General features: G+C 60.2%; 11 protein-coding genes and 2 tRNA genes. 4 read left to right on the top strand and 9 right to left on the bottom strand.

The genetic code is table 11. The annotated features are described in order from the left end of the window. Positions 1 to 233: 233 nt before the first annotated feature. From J5M73_RS14800 to rnr, 8 genes are all read right to left on the bottom strand, one after another. The gene (locus J5M73_RS14800) at positions 234 to 2,531 is read right to left on the bottom strand and encodes a YgiQ family radical SAM protein (protein WP_102862919.1); all 2,298 of its coding nucleotides are present in this window, start codon (positions 2,529 to 2,531) and stop codon (positions 234 to 236) included. Between the two features lie 185 nt (positions 2,532 to 2,716). Continuing rightward, the gene (gene dnaB, locus J5M73_RS14795) at positions 2,717 to 4,114 is read right to left on the bottom strand and encodes a replicative DNA helicase (protein WP_007921486.1); all 1,398 of its coding nucleotides are present in this window, start codon (positions 4,112 to 4,114) and stop codon (positions 2,717 to 2,719) included. Between the two features lie 123 nt (positions 4,115 to 4,237). Beyond that, complete coding sequence (rplI, locus tag J5M73_RS14790; RefSeq protein WP_020299422.1) at positions 4,238 to 4,684, bottom strand: 50S ribosomal protein L9; 447 nt, start codon at positions 4,682 to 4,684, stop codon at positions 4,238 to 4,240. A gap of 19 nt (positions 4,685 to 4,703) precedes the next feature. After that, positions 4,704 to 5,597 carry a hypothetical protein gene (locus J5M73_RS14785; protein WP_102862918.1) on the bottom strand — a complete coding sequence of 298 codons (894 nt, stop codon included), beginning with the start codon at positions 5,595 to 5,597 and terminating at the stop codon, positions 4,704 to 4,706. 36 nt (positions 5,598 to 5,633) lie between these two features. After that, positions 5,634 to 5,864, bottom strand: coding sequence for a 30S ribosomal protein S18 (gene rpsR, locus J5M73_RS14780; RefSeq protein ID WP_002551829.1), 231 nt, complete (start codon positions 5,862 to 5,864; stop codon positions 5,634 to 5,636). Positions 5,865 to 5,892: 28 nt separating this feature from the next. Next, positions 5,893 to 6,318, bottom strand: coding sequence for a 30S ribosomal protein S6 (gene rpsF, locus J5M73_RS14775; RefSeq protein WP_011058949.1), 426 nt, complete (start codon positions 6,316 to 6,318; stop codon positions 5,893 to 5,895). Positions 6,319 to 6,567: 249 nt separating this feature from the next. Continuing rightward, positions 6,568 to 7,335: a 23S rRNA (guanosine(2251)-2'-O)-methyltransferase RlmB gene (gene rlmB, locus J5M73_RS14770; protein WP_016964328.1), complete on the bottom strand. Its 768-nt coding sequence runs from the start codon at positions 7,333 to 7,335 to the stop codon at positions 6,568 to 6,570. After that, positions 7,332 to 9,959: a ribonuclease R gene (gene rnr / locus J5M73_RS14765; protein WP_102862917.1), complete on the bottom strand. Its 2,628-nt coding sequence runs from the start codon at positions 9,957 to 9,959 to the stop codon at positions 7,332 to 7,334. Before rnr ends, rlmB begins: the two co-directional genes overlap by 4 nt. A gap of 226 nt (positions 9,960 to 10,185) precedes the next feature. Between rnr and J5M73_RS14760 the strand changes: the two genes are divergently transcribed. The 4 genes from J5M73_RS14760 (at position 10,186) to J5M73_RS14745 (ending at position 13,300) form a co-directional block, all read left to right on the top strand. Then, a tRNA-Leu gene (locus J5M73_RS14760) sits at positions 10,186 to 10,272 on the top strand. A 165-nt stretch (positions 10,273 to 10,437) separates the two neighbouring features. Continuing rightward, positions 10,438 to 10,524, top strand: a tRNA-Leu gene (locus J5M73_RS14755). A 185-nt stretch (positions 10,525 to 10,709) separates the two neighbouring features. Then, positions 10,710 to 11,735 carry an extracellular solute-binding protein gene (locus J5M73_RS14750; RefSeq protein WP_102862916.1) on the top strand — a complete coding sequence of 342 codons (1,026 nt, stop codon included), beginning with the start codon at positions 10,710 to 10,712 and terminating at the stop codon, positions 11,733 to 11,735. Next, positions 11,735 to 13,300 (top strand): iron ABC transporter permease, encoded by a 1,566-nt coding sequence (locus J5M73_RS14745; protein WP_207815836.1) that lies wholly within the window; start codon positions 11,735 to 11,737, stop codon positions 13,298 to 13,300. Before J5M73_RS14750 ends, J5M73_RS14745 begins: the two co-directional genes overlap by 1 nt. A 64-nt stretch (positions 13,301 to 13,364) precedes the next feature. On the opposite strand, the gene J5M73_RS14740 is transcribed toward J5M73_RS14745, so the two are convergent. Continuing rightward, positions 13,365 to 15,299, bottom strand: coding sequence for a methyl-accepting chemotaxis protein (locus J5M73_RS14740; RefSeq protein ID WP_102862914.1), 1,935 nt, complete (start codon positions 15,297 to 15,299; stop codon positions 13,365 to 13,367). Positions 15,300 to 15,429: the final 130 nt, after the last annotated feature.

Below are 15,429 nucleotides of genomic sequence, written 5' to 3'. Positions count from 1 at the left end.
TTCAACGACTCGGGGCAGTACAGCACCAAAACCGCGCAACCGGTGCATCCCTGTGCAGCTCACTGCACAGAAATGTGCCAGACGGCATGACCTGAAGCTGCTGCGCTCGCACTGTTAATGCAGCGCCAGCTCAATGCGCCAGCGCTAACAGCGGACCGCCAACAAGACCGGCTTGCGCCGCGATCGGCAGCCAAAACAAAAACGCCAGCTCCGAGGAGCTGGCGTTCTGTTGTCTAGCGCGGTACCACCGGCTTGCGGGTTGGCTTCTTGCCTTTGCCCTTGGCCGCATCGGCACGCTCCTTGGCGGCCTGCTTGTTGCGGGCGAAGGCGGCGGCCTTGGCCTGTTCACGCTTGTCCCAGGCATTGCCACCGTCACTGCCACGCGGCGGCAGGCCGGTGTGCTGGGTCAGGATCTTGGTTTCCTTGGCCACCTTGTGGCTGCCGGCCGGTGTCGAGTTCTTGCGGCGGGCGCTCTGGTAGCTGTCGGTGGCCGGCTGATGGGTCGGAATCAGCTGGTGCTTGCCCGGGCCGATCAGGTCGCCACGACCCATGCGCAGCAGGGCCTCGCGCAGCATCGGCCAGCCCTTGGGATCGTGGTAGCGCAGGAACGCCTTGTGCAGGCGACGCTGCTCCTCGCTCTTGACGATGGTCACGCCGTCGCTCTTGTAGGTGACCTTGCGCAGCGGGTTCTTGCCCGAGTGGTACATGGCGGTGGCGGTGGCCATCGGCGACGGGTAGAACGCCTGCACCTGGTCGGCGCGGAAGCCGTTGCCCTTGAGCCACAGGGCCAGGTTCATCATGTCTTCGTCGGTGGTCCCCGGGTGGGCGGCGATGAAGTACGGAATCAGGTACTGCTCCTTGCCCGCTTCCTTGGAGTACTTCTCGAACATCCGCTTGAAGCGGTCGTAGGTACCGATGCCCGGCTTCATCATCTGATTGAGCGGACCTTCCTCGGTGTGTTCCGGGGCAATCTTCAGGTAGCCACCCACGTGGTGGGTCACCAGCTCCTTGACGTACTCCGGCGATTCCACCGCCAGGTCATAGCGCAGGCCGGAGGCGATGAGGATCTTCTTCACCCCGGGCAAGGCGCGGGCGCTGCGATACAGCTGGATCAACGACGAATGGTCGGTGTTGAGGTTCGGGCAGATGCCGGGGAACACGCAGGACGGCTTGCGGCACGCGGATTCGATCTCCGGGCTCTTGCAGGCGATGCGGTACATGTTCGCGGTCGGGCCGCCAAGGTCGGAGATCACTCCGGTAAAACCGGGAACCTTGTCGCGGATTTCTTCGATCTCGCGAATGATCGACTCTTCGGAACGGTTCTGGATGATCCGCCCTTCGTGCTCGGTGATGGAGCAGAAGGTACAGCCACCGAAGCAGCCGCGCATGATGTTCACCGAGAAACGGATCATGTCGTAGGCCGGAATCTTTTCCTTGCCATAGGCCGGGTGCGGAACGCGCTGGTAAGGCATGCCGAACACGTAGTCCATTTCCTCGGTGGTCATGGGAATGGGCGGCGGGTTGAACCACACGTCCACTTCGCCATGTTTCTGCACCAGGGCGCGGGCGTTGCCCGGGTTGGTTTCCAGGTGCAGCACGCGGTTGGCGTGGGCGTACAGGACCGGGTCGTTGCGCACCTTCTCCATGGACGGCAGGCGGATCACGGTCTTGTCCCGGGTCATCCGCGGGCTGGCAAGGATCTGCACCACCTTGGCTTCGCTCGGATCTTCAACCGGGCCCTTCTCCTGCTCGATGGCGCAGGCCTGGGTGTCCTGGGTATTGACGTAGGGGTTGATGATCTTGTCGATCTTGCCCGGGCGGTCGATACGGGTGGAGTCCACTTCGTACCAGTCTTTGGGCGTATCGCGGCGGATGAAGGCGGTGCCGCGCACGTCGGTGATGTCTTCGATCTTGTGGCCATAGGACAGGCGCTGGGCCACTTCAACGATGGCCCGCTCGGCGTTGCCGTACAGCAGGATGTCGGCGCTGGCGTCGATCAGGATCGAGTTGCGCACCCGATCCTGCCAGTAGTCGTAGTGAGCAATACGGCGCAGGGAAGCCTCGATGCCGCCCAGGACGATGGGCACATGCTTGTAGGCTTCCTTGCAGCGCTGGCTGTACACCAGGCTGGCGCGGTCCGGACGCTTGCCCGCCAGGCCGCCCGGGGTGTAGGCGTCGTCGGAGCGGACTTTCTTGTCGGCGGTGTAGCGGTTGATCATCGAGTCCATGTTGCCGGCGGCGACACCGAAGAACAGGTTCGGCTCGCCGAGCTTCATGAAGTCGTCTTTGGACTGCCAGTTGGGCTGGGCGATGATCCCCACGCGAAAGCCCTGGGACTCCAGCAGCCGGCCGATGATCGCCATGCCGAACGAGGGGTGATCGACGTAGGCATCACCGGTGACGATGATGATGTCGCAGGAATCCCAGCCGAGCTGATCCATCTCCTCCCTGCTCATGGGCAGGAATGGTGCTGGCCCGAAACATTCGGCCCAGTACTTTGGATAGTCAAATAACGGCTTGGCTGCTTGCATGTCGATGACCGGTGTTGGCTTGGATAGGGACGCGTTGATTCACAGGGAAATTCGCGGGCGCGGAATATAGCACAAAAAACAACCAATTCCGACCATTATGGTCGGAATTCGGTGCAGCCCGATTCGCCGGCGAGCCGGCACCTACAGCTAGGCGCCGGCAAGCGAATTGCCGGCGAACGGTCGGGTTATTCGTCGTCGTCGAAGTTGTAACTGCCCGGCGCGAGGTTCTCGAAGCGGGTGTACTTGCCGATGAACGCCAGGCGGATAAAGCCGATGGGGCCGTTCCGCTGCTTGCCGATGATGATCTCGGCAATGCCCTTGTGCTCGGTCTCGGGGTGATACACCTCATCCCGGTACACGAACATGATCACGTCGGCGTCCTGCTCGATCGCTCCGGATTCCCGCAAGTCGGAGTTCACCGGGCGCTTGTTGGGGCGTTGCTCCAGAGAGCGGTTGAGCTGGGACAGGGCCACCACCGGGCAGTTGAATTCCTTGGCCAGGGCTTTGAGGGACCGGGAGATCTCGGAAATCTCGTTGGTCCGGTTGTCACCGCTGGAACCGGGGATCTGCATCAACTGCAGGTAGTCGATCATGATCAGCGCGATGTCGCCGTGCTCACGCACCAGGCGACGGGTCCGCGCACGCATTTCCGAAGGGCTGATACCCGCGGTGTCGTCGATGAACAGCTTGCGGTCATTGAGCAGGTTGACGGCCGAGGTCAGGCGCGGCCAGTCGTCGTCTTCCAGCTGGCCGGAACGGACCTTGGTCTGGTCGATGCGGCCCAGGGAGGACAGCATACGCATGATCAGCGATTCGCCTGGCATCTCCAGGGAGTACACCAGCACCGCCTTGTCGCTGCGCAGTACCGCGTTTTCCACCAGGTTCATGGCGAAGGTGGTCTTACCCATGGACGGACGGCCGGCGACGATGATCAAGTCGGCCGGTTGCAGGCCACTGGTCTTCTCGTCGAGGTCGGTGTAGCCGGTGGACAGGCCGGTGATGGCGTTGTCGGTGTTGAATAGGGTGTCGATGCGGTCGATGGCCTTGGTCAGCAACTCGTTGACGCCCACCGGACCGCCGGTCTTGGGCCGCGCCTCGGCAATCTGGAAGATCTGCCGTTCGGCCTCGTCGAGGATCTCTTCGGCGGTGCGACCTTCAGGGTTGAAGGCGCTGTCAGCGATCTCGGTACTGATGCCGATCAGTTGGCGCAGGGTCGCCCGCTGGCGAACGATCTGCGCATAGGCCTTGATGTTGGCCACCGACGGGGTGTTCTTGGCCAGCTCGCCGAGATAGCCCAGGCCGCCGACCTGGGAGGTCTGGCCTTCCTTGTCCAACTGCTCGGACAGGGTGACCACGTCGATGGGCATGTTCTGATCGGCCAGCTTGGCGATGGCGCGGAAGATCAAACGGTGGTCATGCCGATAGAAATCGCCGTCGGACACTTGATCCAACACGCGTTCCCAGGCGTTGTTGTCCAGCATCAGACCACCGAGCACGGCCTGTTCGGCCTCGATGGAATGCGGCGGCACCTTCAGGGCAGCGGTTTGCAGATCGTATTGCTCGGGAGCGGAAATATCGTTCATGGCCACTTGGAATTCGGGGGTGAAAATCAGGATCAGCAGAAAGACAAAGGGCACGACCTGTAAACAGGATCGTGCCCGATGTTAACCGTCAGCCACACAAGGTGCCAGACGATTTGGTACTGCTTAAGCAGCCACCACGACAACGCGTACGGTTGCTTCAACTTCAGCGTGCAGGTGCACGGCTACGTCGAATTCACCTACGTTGCGGATGGTGCCGTTCGGCAGACGAACTTCGCTTTTTGCAACTTCAACGCCGGAGGCGGTCAGTGCATCAGCGATGTCGTGGGTGCCGATCGAACCGAACAGCTTGCCTTCGTCACCGGCGGTGGCAGTGATGGTCACTTCCAGCTCGGCCAGTTGGGCAGCGCGGCTTTCAGCCGAAGCTTTACGGTCTGCAGCCAGTTTTTCCAGCTCAGCACGACGCTCTTCGAACGCAGCCAGGTTGGCAGCGGTAGCAGCGGTGGCTTTGCCGTAAGGCAGCAGGTAGTTACGGCCGTAACCAGCCTTAACGTTCACTTTGTCGCCCAGGTTGCCCAGGTTGGCGACTTTTTCCAGAAGGATCAGTTGCATGTGAAAATCCTCTTAACTTTTAACCTTCACCGTTCGCGTTATCGGCGTCTTTCGGCGCCAAACGACCGCGAAAATCAACCAGACTGTCGACAATGGCCAGGACCACTAGCAACGGATAGATCAGCTGCATGAATGGCAACAGCGTGACGTACAACCCCACCAGCCAGAATCTGGCCAGTCGCCCTTGCGCCACCAGCCCGTGAATCAGGGCCAGCCCGGCAAAAGCCAGCGGGACACTGCACATCGGCGTAAGCATGGCCAGTTGAGGTCCGAAGTTCGGCCCCACCAGCATGCACGCCAGCAGCAACATCGCTGGCCCAAGAGGGATTCTGATGGCGCGAAACTCGCGACCAAAACCACCCGGGTTATACAACACAGCCTGCCAGTAACGCCCAAGAATCAGGCTCAGCACGCTGATGGCTTGCAACAAGGCCGCTATCAGGCCGGTCAGGATCGGTGCAATCAGCGTGGCAAGACGAGCTCGCTCTTCAACCGATAACTGCTGGTAGACCTCACCCAAGGCCATCGGCAGGATCTTTATCAATTCCTGCGACAACGCTTCGATCTGAGGGCGGAAAGCCGCACCCAGGACTCCAGCAAACACCAATCCCATCGCTATGCTGACCAGCAGCACGCGGCTCCAGGACTCGCCTGCGCGCAAAACCAACGCAAGACTCGAAGACCCCACCAGCACCAGAAATGCTCGCGGGTCATCGAACGCCAGCCACCAGAACAAAGCCGGCAGCATACCCAGAGCGAGGACACCAAGGGCATCCTTCAACCCGCGCCGCAGAAGCACCAGGCTCCCCGCGGCAGCACCCAACCAATACAACAACGGCAATGCCGAACAGCCAGCCACTACCAGAGTGGCCTGCATACGACCGCGCATGATGAACTCAGCTAAGGCGCGCATGCATTCAATCCCTTACTACTTGTCGACTGCCCGGTCTCAGCGGCCGTGGCTGTCGGTGTAGGCCAGCAGGGCCAGGAAGCGGGCGCGCTTGATAGCGGTGGCCAGCTGACGCTGATAACGAGCTTTGGTACCGGTGATGCGGCTTGGAACGATTTTGCCGGTCTCGGATACGTAGGCTTTCAGAGTGTTGAGATCTTTGTAATCGATCTCTTTCACGTCTTCAGCGGTGAAGCGGCAGAATTTACGACGACGGAAGAAACGTGCCATGTAATTGGCTCCTCAAAAGGTCCGTGGATTACTCGTCAGCGTTATCGCTGGCGTCGCTGTTGTCGCTGTCATCGCCATCGGCGCTGTCAGCATGCTCAGGACGGTCACGACGCTCACGGCGCTCACTGCGGTTTTCTTCAGCCTTGAGCATCTCGGATTGGCCAGTGATGGCTTCTTCGCGACGGATGACCAGGTTACGGATCACAGCATCGTTGTAACGGAAGTTGTCTTCCAGCTCAGCCAGGGCTTTACCGGTGCACTCAACGTTCAGCATCACGTAGTGAGCCTTGTGAACATTGTTGATTGCATAGGCCAGTTGACGACGGCCCCAGTCTTCCAGACGGTGGATTTTGCCGCCGTCTTCTTCGATCAGCTTGGTGTAACGCTCAACCATGCCGCCGACTTGCTCGCTTTGATCCGGGTGGACCAAAAAGATGATTTCGTAATGACGCATGAATGCTCCTTACGGGTTGTAGCCTGCCGCCTATAAGCGGTCAGACAAGGAGTGAATGACACTGGTGTGTCTTGCCTGTTAGTAGGCACATATGCGCCTGCCGTCACGGCAAGGGGCGCAATTGTAGAGAAGGGGGAACAGCGGCGCAAGGCAATTGGTGATTATTTGAACAATCACCTGCAGGAGCCAACGAGCCGGCAATGGACGGCAGGGCATGGTTCGCCGGCAAGCCGGCTCCTACGGGATAGATCAGGCTTTTTTGGCGACGGCCTTGGCCTTGGCGCCGCGCTGGCGCATGGCTTCGAACAGGCAGACGCCCGTGGCCACGGAGACGTTGAGGCTGCTGACGCTACCGGCCATTGGCAGGCGCACCAGATAGTCGCAGTGCTCGCGAGTCAGGCGACGCATGCCCTTGCCTTCGGCCCCCATGATGATGATGGTCGGGCCGGTCAGATCCTGATCGTACAACTCCTGCTCGGCCTCGCCGGCGGTACCGACGATCCACAGGCCGCGCTGCTGAAGCTTTTCCAGGGTACGGGCCAGATTGGTCACCGCCACCAGCGGAATCACTTCGGCAGCACCGCAAGCCACCTTACGTACGGTCGGGGTCAGAGTGGCCGACTTGTCCTTGGGCACCAGCACCGCCAGGGCACCCGCCGCATCGGCGGTACGCAGGCAGGCGCCAAGGTTGTGCGGATCGGTCACACCATCCAACACCAGCAACAGTGGCGCGCCCTCGGTGCGATCCAGCAGCTCGTCGAGCATGGCTTCGCCCCACACCTGGCTTGGGCTGACTTCCGCCACCACCCCCTGATGCACGCCTTCAACCCAGGCGTCCATCTCACGACGCTCGGCCTGGCCGACCGACACACGGTTCTGCGCAGCCAGATCAACCAGCACCTGAACCCGTGGGTCACTGCGCCCTTCAGCCAACCAGATCTGCTTGACCCGCTTGGGATGGTGACGCAGCAACGCTTCTACAGCATGCACGCCGTAGATCTTTTCCAACTGACTCATGACTTGGCCTTAGGTTTGCGCGCGCCGCCGCTTTTCGCGCCGGAAGCGGAGCCCGCCTTGGGCGGCCCCTTACGATGTTTGCTCGGTTTGGCTGGCCGGTCGCTGTCTCTGGCCGGAGCCGATTTGCCGGACTTTCCCCCAGACGCCGCTTTACCACCGCCTTTGGCTCCCGCCAGCAGCGCCTGTTTCATTTCACGACTTTTGCGTACTTCGGCGTTTTTTGCCGCCGCATCGCTCGGACGGTAAGCCTCGACCGCTTTCTCCTTGGCAGAGCTGCGACGCCCCGCCTTCGCTGGAGCTGGCTCTTCGACTGTCTTGCTCGCCGGCACGTCCGCAGCACCCCGCTTTTTACGGCCAATAGGTGCAGCAATGGTCTTTTCGGCCATCTCGAAATCGATTTTGCGCTCGTCCAGATCTACGCGCATGACCCGCACTTCCACGGTGTCACCCAAGCGGAAGCTGCGACCGGTGCGCTCGCCCGCCAAGCGGTGATGCACAGGATCGAAGTGGTAGTAGTCACCTGGCAGCGCAGTGACATGCACCAGGCCTTCGACGTAGATATCGGTGAGTTCGACGAACAGACCAAAACCGGTGACCGCGGTGATCACGCCAGGGAAGGATTCGCCGACGCGATCCTTCATGAACTCGCACTTGAGCCAGTTCACCACGTCACGAGTGGCTTCGTCGGCGCGACGCTCACTCATCGAGCACTGCTCACCGAGCTGCTCGAGGATGGCCTCGTCGTACGGATAGATACGCGCTTTCGGAATACTCATCGCTCCGGCTCGACGCACGTGCGGCGTGTCTTGCTTGGAGTGGATGACACTGCGAATGGCCCGATGGGTCAGCAGGTCCGGGTAACGACGGATCGGCGAAGTGAAGTGGGTATAGGCTTCGTAATTCAGGCCGAAGTGGCCCTGATTATCAGCGCTGTACACCGCCTGGCTCAGCGAGCGCAGCATCACGGTCTGGATCAGGTGGTAATCCGGACGATCCTTGATGGTTTCCAGCAGCGCCTGGTAGTCCTTCGGCGTAGGACCATCCTTGCCTTTATGCAGGGACAGGCCCAGCTCGCCAAGGAAGGCACGCAGCTTCTCCAGACGCTCCGGCGGCGGACCGTCGTGCACCCGGTACAGGGCCGGAATCTCATGCTTCTTGAGGAACTCGGCGGTGGCCACGTTGGCCGCCAGCATGCATTCCTCAATCAGTTTGTGAGCATCGTTGCGCGTGGTTGGACGAATTTCGGCGATCTTGCGCTCGGAACCGAAGATGATCCGGGTTTCCTGGGTTTCAAAGTCGATGGCGCCACGGGTATGACGAGCACCGAGCAGGACCTTGTACAGCGCATACAATTGCTTAAGGTGCGGTACGACATCCGCGTACTCACCGCGCAGTTGCTTGGCTTCGGTGGTTTTCGGCTGCTCGAGCATGGTGCTGACCTTGTTGTAGGTCAGTCGCGCCTTGGAGTGGATCACCGCTTCATAGAACTGGTAATCGGTCATTTCGCCGGACTTGGAGATGGTCATCTCACAAACCATGGCCAGGCGATCAACTTTCGGGTTCAGCGAGCACAGGCCATTGGAAAGCTGCTCAGGCAGCATCGGGATAACCCGCTCGGGGAAATACACCGAGTTGCCACGCACCTGGGCTTCAGCATCCAGAGCCGAACCAATCTTCACGTAGCTGGAGACGTCGGCAATGGCCACGTACAGTTTCCAGCCGCCGCCGAACAGGCGCAGCTTGCCGGGCTTGGCTTCGCAAAACACTGCGTCGTCGAAGTCGCGAGCGTCTTCACCATCGATGGTGACAAAAGGCAGGTCGCGCAGATCAATGCGTTTCTCTTTGTCCTTCTCCTCCACTTCCGGCTTGAGCTTGGCGGCCTCTTTGAGCACGGCCTCGGGCCAGACATGGGGAATATCGTAGGTGCGCAGGGCAACGTCGATTTCCATGCCCGGCGCCATGTAGTTGCCTACCACTTCAACTACGTCGCCTTGTGGCTGGAAGCGCGGCGTCGGCCAGTGAGTAATCTTCACTTCAACGAACTGACCGACCTTGGCATTGGCATTACGCCCCGGTGTCACCAGCACTTCCTGCTGGATCTTCGGGTTATCCGCTACCACAAAGCCGATACCGCCCTCTTCAAAGTAACGCCCCACGATGCTTTCATGGGCACGAGATACCACTTCGACGATCACGCCTTCGCGACGACCACGACGATCCAGGCCGGAAACTCTGGCCAGGGCGCGGTCACCATCGAATACCAGGCGCATTTGCGCCGGGCTCATGAACAGGTCGTCGCTGCCATCATCCGGCACCAGAAAGCCGAAGCCGTCGCGGTGGCCGCTGATACGACCGAGGATCAGGTCGAGCTTGTCCACCGGCGCATAAGTGCCGCGGCGGGTGTAGATCAGTTGAGCGTCGCGCTCCATGGCGCGTAGGCGGCGGCGCAAAGCTTCAAGTTGGTCCTCTGTGGTCAGACCGAACTCTTCTACCAACTGCTCGCGACTAGCAGGCGAACCCCGATCAGCAAGGTGCTGGAGGATGAGTTCGCGGCTAGGAATAGGGTTTTCGTATTTTTCCGCTTCACGAGCGGCCTCGGGATCGAGGGACTGCCAATCGGCCATTAGATAAATTTCACCTTGTCTATATGCGGGTTAGTTTGGCATACGCGTATTGAAACGGGAAATTTCAGGCTCAGACAACGCTGGAAAAATCCTCATCGCCGCCTCAGAAACATCCTCACGCCTGCCACCGGAGACTTTTTTCAAACTTTTTTGAAATCGGGGGTTTACAGTTTAAAAGAGCCTCCGTATAGTGCGCGCCATCGACGACGGAGACGTCAGCGATACTGCCCAGATGGTGAAATTGGTAGACACGCCAGCTTCAGGTGCTGGTGACCGCAAGGTCGTGGAAGTTCGAGTCTTCTTCTGGGCACCAATTCAAGAGCTTGAGATTAGATCAATTTCAAGACTCAAACAAAAACCCGCGAAAGCGGGTTTTTGCATTCTAAGTGTTTGATTTAATAAAACCAAAACAGGGGTTTACAGATCAAAACACGGTCCGTATAGTGCGCTCCATCGACACGGCGACGACGTCGATACTGCCCAGATGGTGAAATTGGTAGACACGCCAGCTTCAGGTGCTGGTGACCGCAAGGTCGTGGAAGTTCGAGTCTTCTTCTGGGCACCAATTCAAACTTGAGAGCATCGCTTTCAAGTATCCCAAAAACCCGCGAAAGCGGGTTTTTGCGTTTATGCCTCCAGGCATTCCCTCGCCTCATCGCCCCGCCGTCGTACCCGTAAAGCGCACATGAGAAACGATATCGTTTATGATTGTTACAAGTTTTTGCGGCACTACAGTGAGGAAACCTGCGAATGATGTTCAGAAATACCCTCCTTCCAACATCCCTTCTGCGTGGCTTGACCATCACTTTGCTGGGATTGACCCTGGCATCTCCACTCACCCAAGCAGCCGATCCAGTTTCCCTGACCCTGTATAACGGCCAGCACAAGGAAGTCGGCGATGCCGTTGCCAAGGCCTTCGAAGCCAAGACCGGCATCCACGTCAACGTGCGCAAGGGCAGCAGCAATCAGTTGGCCAGCCAGGTCGTCGAAGAAGGCGATCGCTCCCCCGCTGATGTGATCTACACCGAAGAGTCGCCGCCCCTGAACAAACTGGGCGAACAAGGCCTGCTTGCCCAGACCGATGCCGCGACCCTGGCCGTCCTGCCCAAGGAATACGTAGCCAGCAACGGCACCTGGATCGGCATCACCGCTCGAGTGCGAGTGGTGGCTTTCAACCCGAAACTGATCAATGAGAAAGACCTGCCCAAGTCGGTGATGGAGTTCTCCCAGCCACAATGGCAAGGCAAGGTCGGTTTCGTACCGACCAGCGGCGCCTTCCAGGAACAAGCCGTGGCCATCATCAAATTGCACGGCATGGATGCAGCAGAAGAGTGGCTGACCGGCCTGCGGGCATTCGGCAAGGTCTATAGCAATAACATGGTAGCCCTCAAGGCCGTGGAAAACGGTGAAGTGGCCACCGTCCTGGTGAACAACTACTACTGGTTCGCACTGCAACGGGAAAAAGGTCAACTGGACTCGAAGCTGCACTATTTCACCGGCGGCGATGTTGGCGGCCTGATCACGGTCTCCAGCGCCGCAGTGCTCAAGTCCAGCAAACACCCGAATGAAGCTCAACAGCTCCTTGCCTATATGGCCAGCGAAGAGGGTCAGCGGGTGATCACCCAGACCACCGCCGAGTACCCACTGCATAAAGGCATGGAGTCGGATCGCGGCCTCAAGCCATTCAGTGAACTGCAGGCTCCGAAAGTAACCCCGGCCGACCTCGGAAATGCCGAGGAAGCACTGGACCTGGAACGCGACGTCGGCCTGAACTGATGAGTCCACCACTCTGCGCCCCCGTCTCGCGCACGCCTTACGTGCCGAGGCGCAAGCGACCATCGATCTGGCTGCTGCTACCGGTATTGCTACTGGTTTGCCTGAGCCTGCTGCCTCTGCTGTATGTCGGGCTCAAGGCCTGGCAAGCCGGATGGGCCGAAGCGCTGCACCTGCTGTGGCGCTCTTATGTATTCCGCCTGCTAAGCAACACCTTGCTACTGATGCTGGGAGTCACCATCGCCTGCGCAATGATCGGCCTATCCCTGGCTTGGCTGCTGGAGCGCAGCGATCTGCCAGGACGACGGATCTGGGGCGTAGTGCTGTGCCTACCCTTCGCCGTACCGGCCTTCATCAGCAGCTTCACCTGGGTGTCCCTGAGCGCCGGATTCGAAGGACTGGGCGGTGCGATCCTGGTGATGACCCTGTCCAAATACCCCCTAGTGTTCCTGCCAGTGGCAGCCACCCTACGCAATCTTGACCCCTCCCTCGAAGAGTCCGCACGCACCCTTGGGCAAAATCGCTGGGGCGTGTTCTTCAAGATCACCCTGCCCCTGCTCTGGCCATCGTTACTGGCAGGAGCCCTATTGATTGCCCTGCACATGCTGGTGGAATTCGGCGCCCTGTCGATCATCGGCCTGCAAACCTTCACCACGGCGATCTATCAGCAATTCGAGCTGGAGTTCAGCAACGCCAACGCAGCCATGCTCTCGGCGGTACTGCTGGTGCTGTGCCTGATACTGCTGGGTCTAGAGCTGCGGGTTCGTGGCAAGGGGCGTCACGTACGCACCGGCCAAGGTGCAGCGCGACATGCAGAACAGGTACGCCTGGGACGCTGGTCCGCAGGCGGACAAATCTACTGTCTGCTACTGGCCTTGATTGGCAGCGGCGTTCCCCTGGGCATGCTTGCCTACTGGCTGGCCGTGGGTTCATCGGCCGCTTTCCCGGTGACAGCCATCGGCGAAGCACTGCTTTCCTCCCTGGCGCTGTCCCTGGGCGGTGCCGCCCTGTGCCTGGCGCTGGCGGTTCCTGTGGGATTGCTAGTGGTGCGTCACAAGGGACGACTGGCCATCTGGGCCGAGCGTCTGCCCTACCTGTTGCATGCCCTGCCCGGCCTGGTGATCGCCCTGACGCTGGTGTACTTCGCCCTGCACTATGTGCCGGTGCTGTATCAAACCTCGGCGCTGTTACTGATCGCCTATGCCCTGCTGTTCCTGCCCCTGGCACAGGCGCCCATCCGCACCGCCCTGAACAAGGCCGCGCCGCAACTGGAAGAAGCGGCAAGAACCCTGGGAGCATCGCCATTCAGTGCTTTTTGCCGGGTAACGTTGCCGATCATCTTTCCAGCACTGGGCGCGGCCTTCGCCCTGGTGTTTCTGGATGCGATGAAAGAGCTGACTGCAACCTTGCTGCTCAGCCCGACCGGGCTGAATACCCTGGCCACAGAGGTCTGGGCCCATACCGCGAATGTGGAGTTTGCGGCCGCGGCACCTTATGCAGCACTGCTGATTCTGGTGTCTGGGCTGCCGGTGTACCTGCTGACGACGCGGATGTATCTGAGCCGTTGAGAAGTGCTTCGCCGGCACGCCGGCTCCTACAAAGTGACGCAGGAGCCAGCCGGCCAGCGAAAGATCAAGCGCGGAACTGCCCCAGACTGGCCTTGAGCTGCGCCGCCAGGCTGTCCAGTACCTTGCCGCTGGCGGTGGTCTCCACCACAGCCTGAGCCGCTCGCTCGGCCTGGGCATGAATGGTTTCCACCCGCCCCCGCACCGCTTGCGCGCCCTGAGCCTGATGCGCCGCAGCCTGGGTAGCCAAGCCAATCGCGGCATGCACTTGTTCGACCGAAGACTGCACCGTCTGCTGCAGGCGGACACTGTCACGCAGCACCAGCAAACCCTCACTGGCCTGACGGCCGGCCTGGCCAATAGCCGCCACCGCCTCCCGCGCGCCCTGTTGCAACGCGCCGATATGGGCCTGGATATCGCCCGTGGAACTCTGGGTCTTGCTGGCCAGGGCTCGCACCTCATCCGCCACCACGGCAAACCCGCGCCCGGTTTCACCGGCGCGCGCTGCTTCGATCGCCGCATTCAGCGCCAGCAGGTTGGTCTGTTCGGCAATGCCATGAATCACCGTCAGCACCACCTCGATCTGCTCGCTCTGCTGAGCCAGGCGCTCGATCACCTTGGCCCCGGTATCCACCTGCCCGGCCAGGGCTTCGATCAGACTGCCAACCTGCTCCGAAGTGCGAGTGTTCTCGTCAGTGGCCTGACGGATCTCCACCACCTGCTGCAGCGCCGCCTGCATCGCCTGGCTTTCCGCCTGGGCCTCATCAGCCATCTGCGATAGCGCCCGCAAGCTTTCGGCCACTTCGTCACGCTGCGCCTCAGCCGCTGCATCCGCCCCAGCATTGCGCAGGCTCATAGCCCCAATCTCCACACCGGTACGCTGCGCCACATCGCCCGCTTCACGCACAATGGGCTGCAACTTATCCACAAAGCGATTCACCGCCGAGGCCATATCACCGATCTCATCATTGCTGTTGAGAGGCACGCGCTTGGTCAGATCCCCTTCGCCTGCTGCCAGATCGTTGAGAGCCGTGATCAACAGATGCAGTTTGTTCACCACTCGCCGCCCCAACACTACCGCCAGCAACAGCAGCAGGGCCAAACCCACCAGCGCCAGGCCAACACCGATCTGCCAGCGCAAGGTGGCCGCAGCCTCCTGCACCGTGCTTGCGGTATTGGCCTGCATCTGCGCGGCAGTGGCCTGAGCCGATTGCAAGCGCGAGCGCATGGCCGCCGAACTGTCGGCGGAGGCTCCCTTGAGACTGTCGCCAACCAACTGGTCACTGCTGGCGATCAATGCCCCGAAGCGCTGATCCAGGGCGGCGATATCTGCCTCTACCGAGGCTGTGGACACCCCCATCAGCACCTTGCCGATTTCCACTCCATTAGGATTGATCGACGCCTCAAGGTAGTAGACAGAAGGATCGTTCTTGGCGGCATCCAGAACCTTGTCCAAGGCCCGATCGCCCTTGCCCTTTTCCAACAGGGCCTTGTTGATCGGATTCTCACGATTCAGATAGCGAGTCAGATGCTCACCTGCAGCATCGTCATAGACCACGAACAGTACGTTGGGGTTACGCTGGGCACGCCGTGCGAACTCGGACAGAGTCGGCACATCACTGTCCCACATGGCACGAGGCGCCACAGAGGCCAGCAACTGGGCCATATCATTGGCGGAGTCCTTAAGATCCTTCTCCAGCGCTGCACGCAGTTGGACCTGCTCCTCCTTTAGACGCGAAGACAGCCCCGCCGTCAGACGCTGACGCGTACTGCTGGACAGGCTTTCCAGACTGGAAGTGACTTCCTTGCCCGCCTGCTCGAGTTCGCCAGACAACTTCTGGCTATCAACACCCAAACGCGCAGCCAGATCGGCCTCCAGGGCAGTTACCGTGCTCCGAGTCAGGGCAACGGCGAGCACTACCTGCACCAAAAGGGCGATACCGAGAGTAACGAACACAGGCCGCAGTAAACGGCTTTGTAACAGTGAGAGAACGGCCGACACAGGAAATCCCTCTACTTTTGGCGCCATTATTCTGATGGCACTCTAGAAGCGAGTTTCACAGCAAGGGTCGTGCCGCACGACAGACAGAAACGACAAAGGGCCCGATCAAGGGCCCTTTGGTTTTTACATC

Source organism: Pseudomonas sp. 50_B (assembly GCF_017491625.1).
Lineage (GTDB): Bacteria > Pseudomonadota > Gammaproteobacteria > Pseudomonadales > Pseudomonadaceae > Aquipseudomonas > Aquipseudomonas danubii.
This window is presented reverse-complemented; position numbering and strand designations above follow the sequence as displayed.

Coding starts and splice junctions, on each gene's coding strand:
- J5M73_RS14800 (WP_102862919.1), bottom strand. CDS start 2,531: ATGCAAGCAGCCAAGCCGTTATTTGACTATCCAAAGTACTGGGCCGAA.
- dnaB (WP_007921486.1), bottom strand. CDS start 4,114: ATGAACGATATTTCCGCTCCCGAGCAATACGATCTGCAAACCGCTGCC.
- rplI (WP_020299422.1), bottom strand. CDS start 4,684: ATGCAACTGATCCTTCTGGAAAAAGTCGCCAACCTGGGCAACCTGGGC.
- J5M73_RS14785 (WP_102862918.1), bottom strand. CDS start 5,597: ATGCGCGCCTTAGCTGAGTTCATCATGCGCGGTCGTATGCAGGCCACT.
- rpsR (WP_002551829.1), bottom strand. CDS start 5,864: ATGGCACGTTTCTTCCGTCGTCGTAAATTCTGCCGCTTCACCGCTGAA.
- rpsF (WP_011058949.1), bottom strand. CDS start 6,318: ATGCGTCATTACGAAATCATCTTTTTGGTCCACCCGGATCAAAGCGAG.
- rlmB (WP_016964328.1), bottom strand. CDS start 7,335: ATGAGTCAGTTGGAAAAGATCTACGGCGTGCATGCTGTAGAAGCGTTG.
- rnr (WP_102862917.1), bottom strand. CDS start 9,959: ATGGCCGATTGGCAGTCCCTCGATCCCGAGGCCGCTCGTGAAGCGGAA.
- J5M73_RS14750 (WP_102862916.1), top strand. CDS start 10,710: ATGATGTTCAGAAATACCCTCCTTCCAACATCCCTTCTGCGTGGCTTG.
- J5M73_RS14745 (WP_207815836.1), top strand. CDS start 11,735: ATGAGTCCACCACTCTGCGCCCCCGTCTCGCGCACGCCTTACGTGCCG.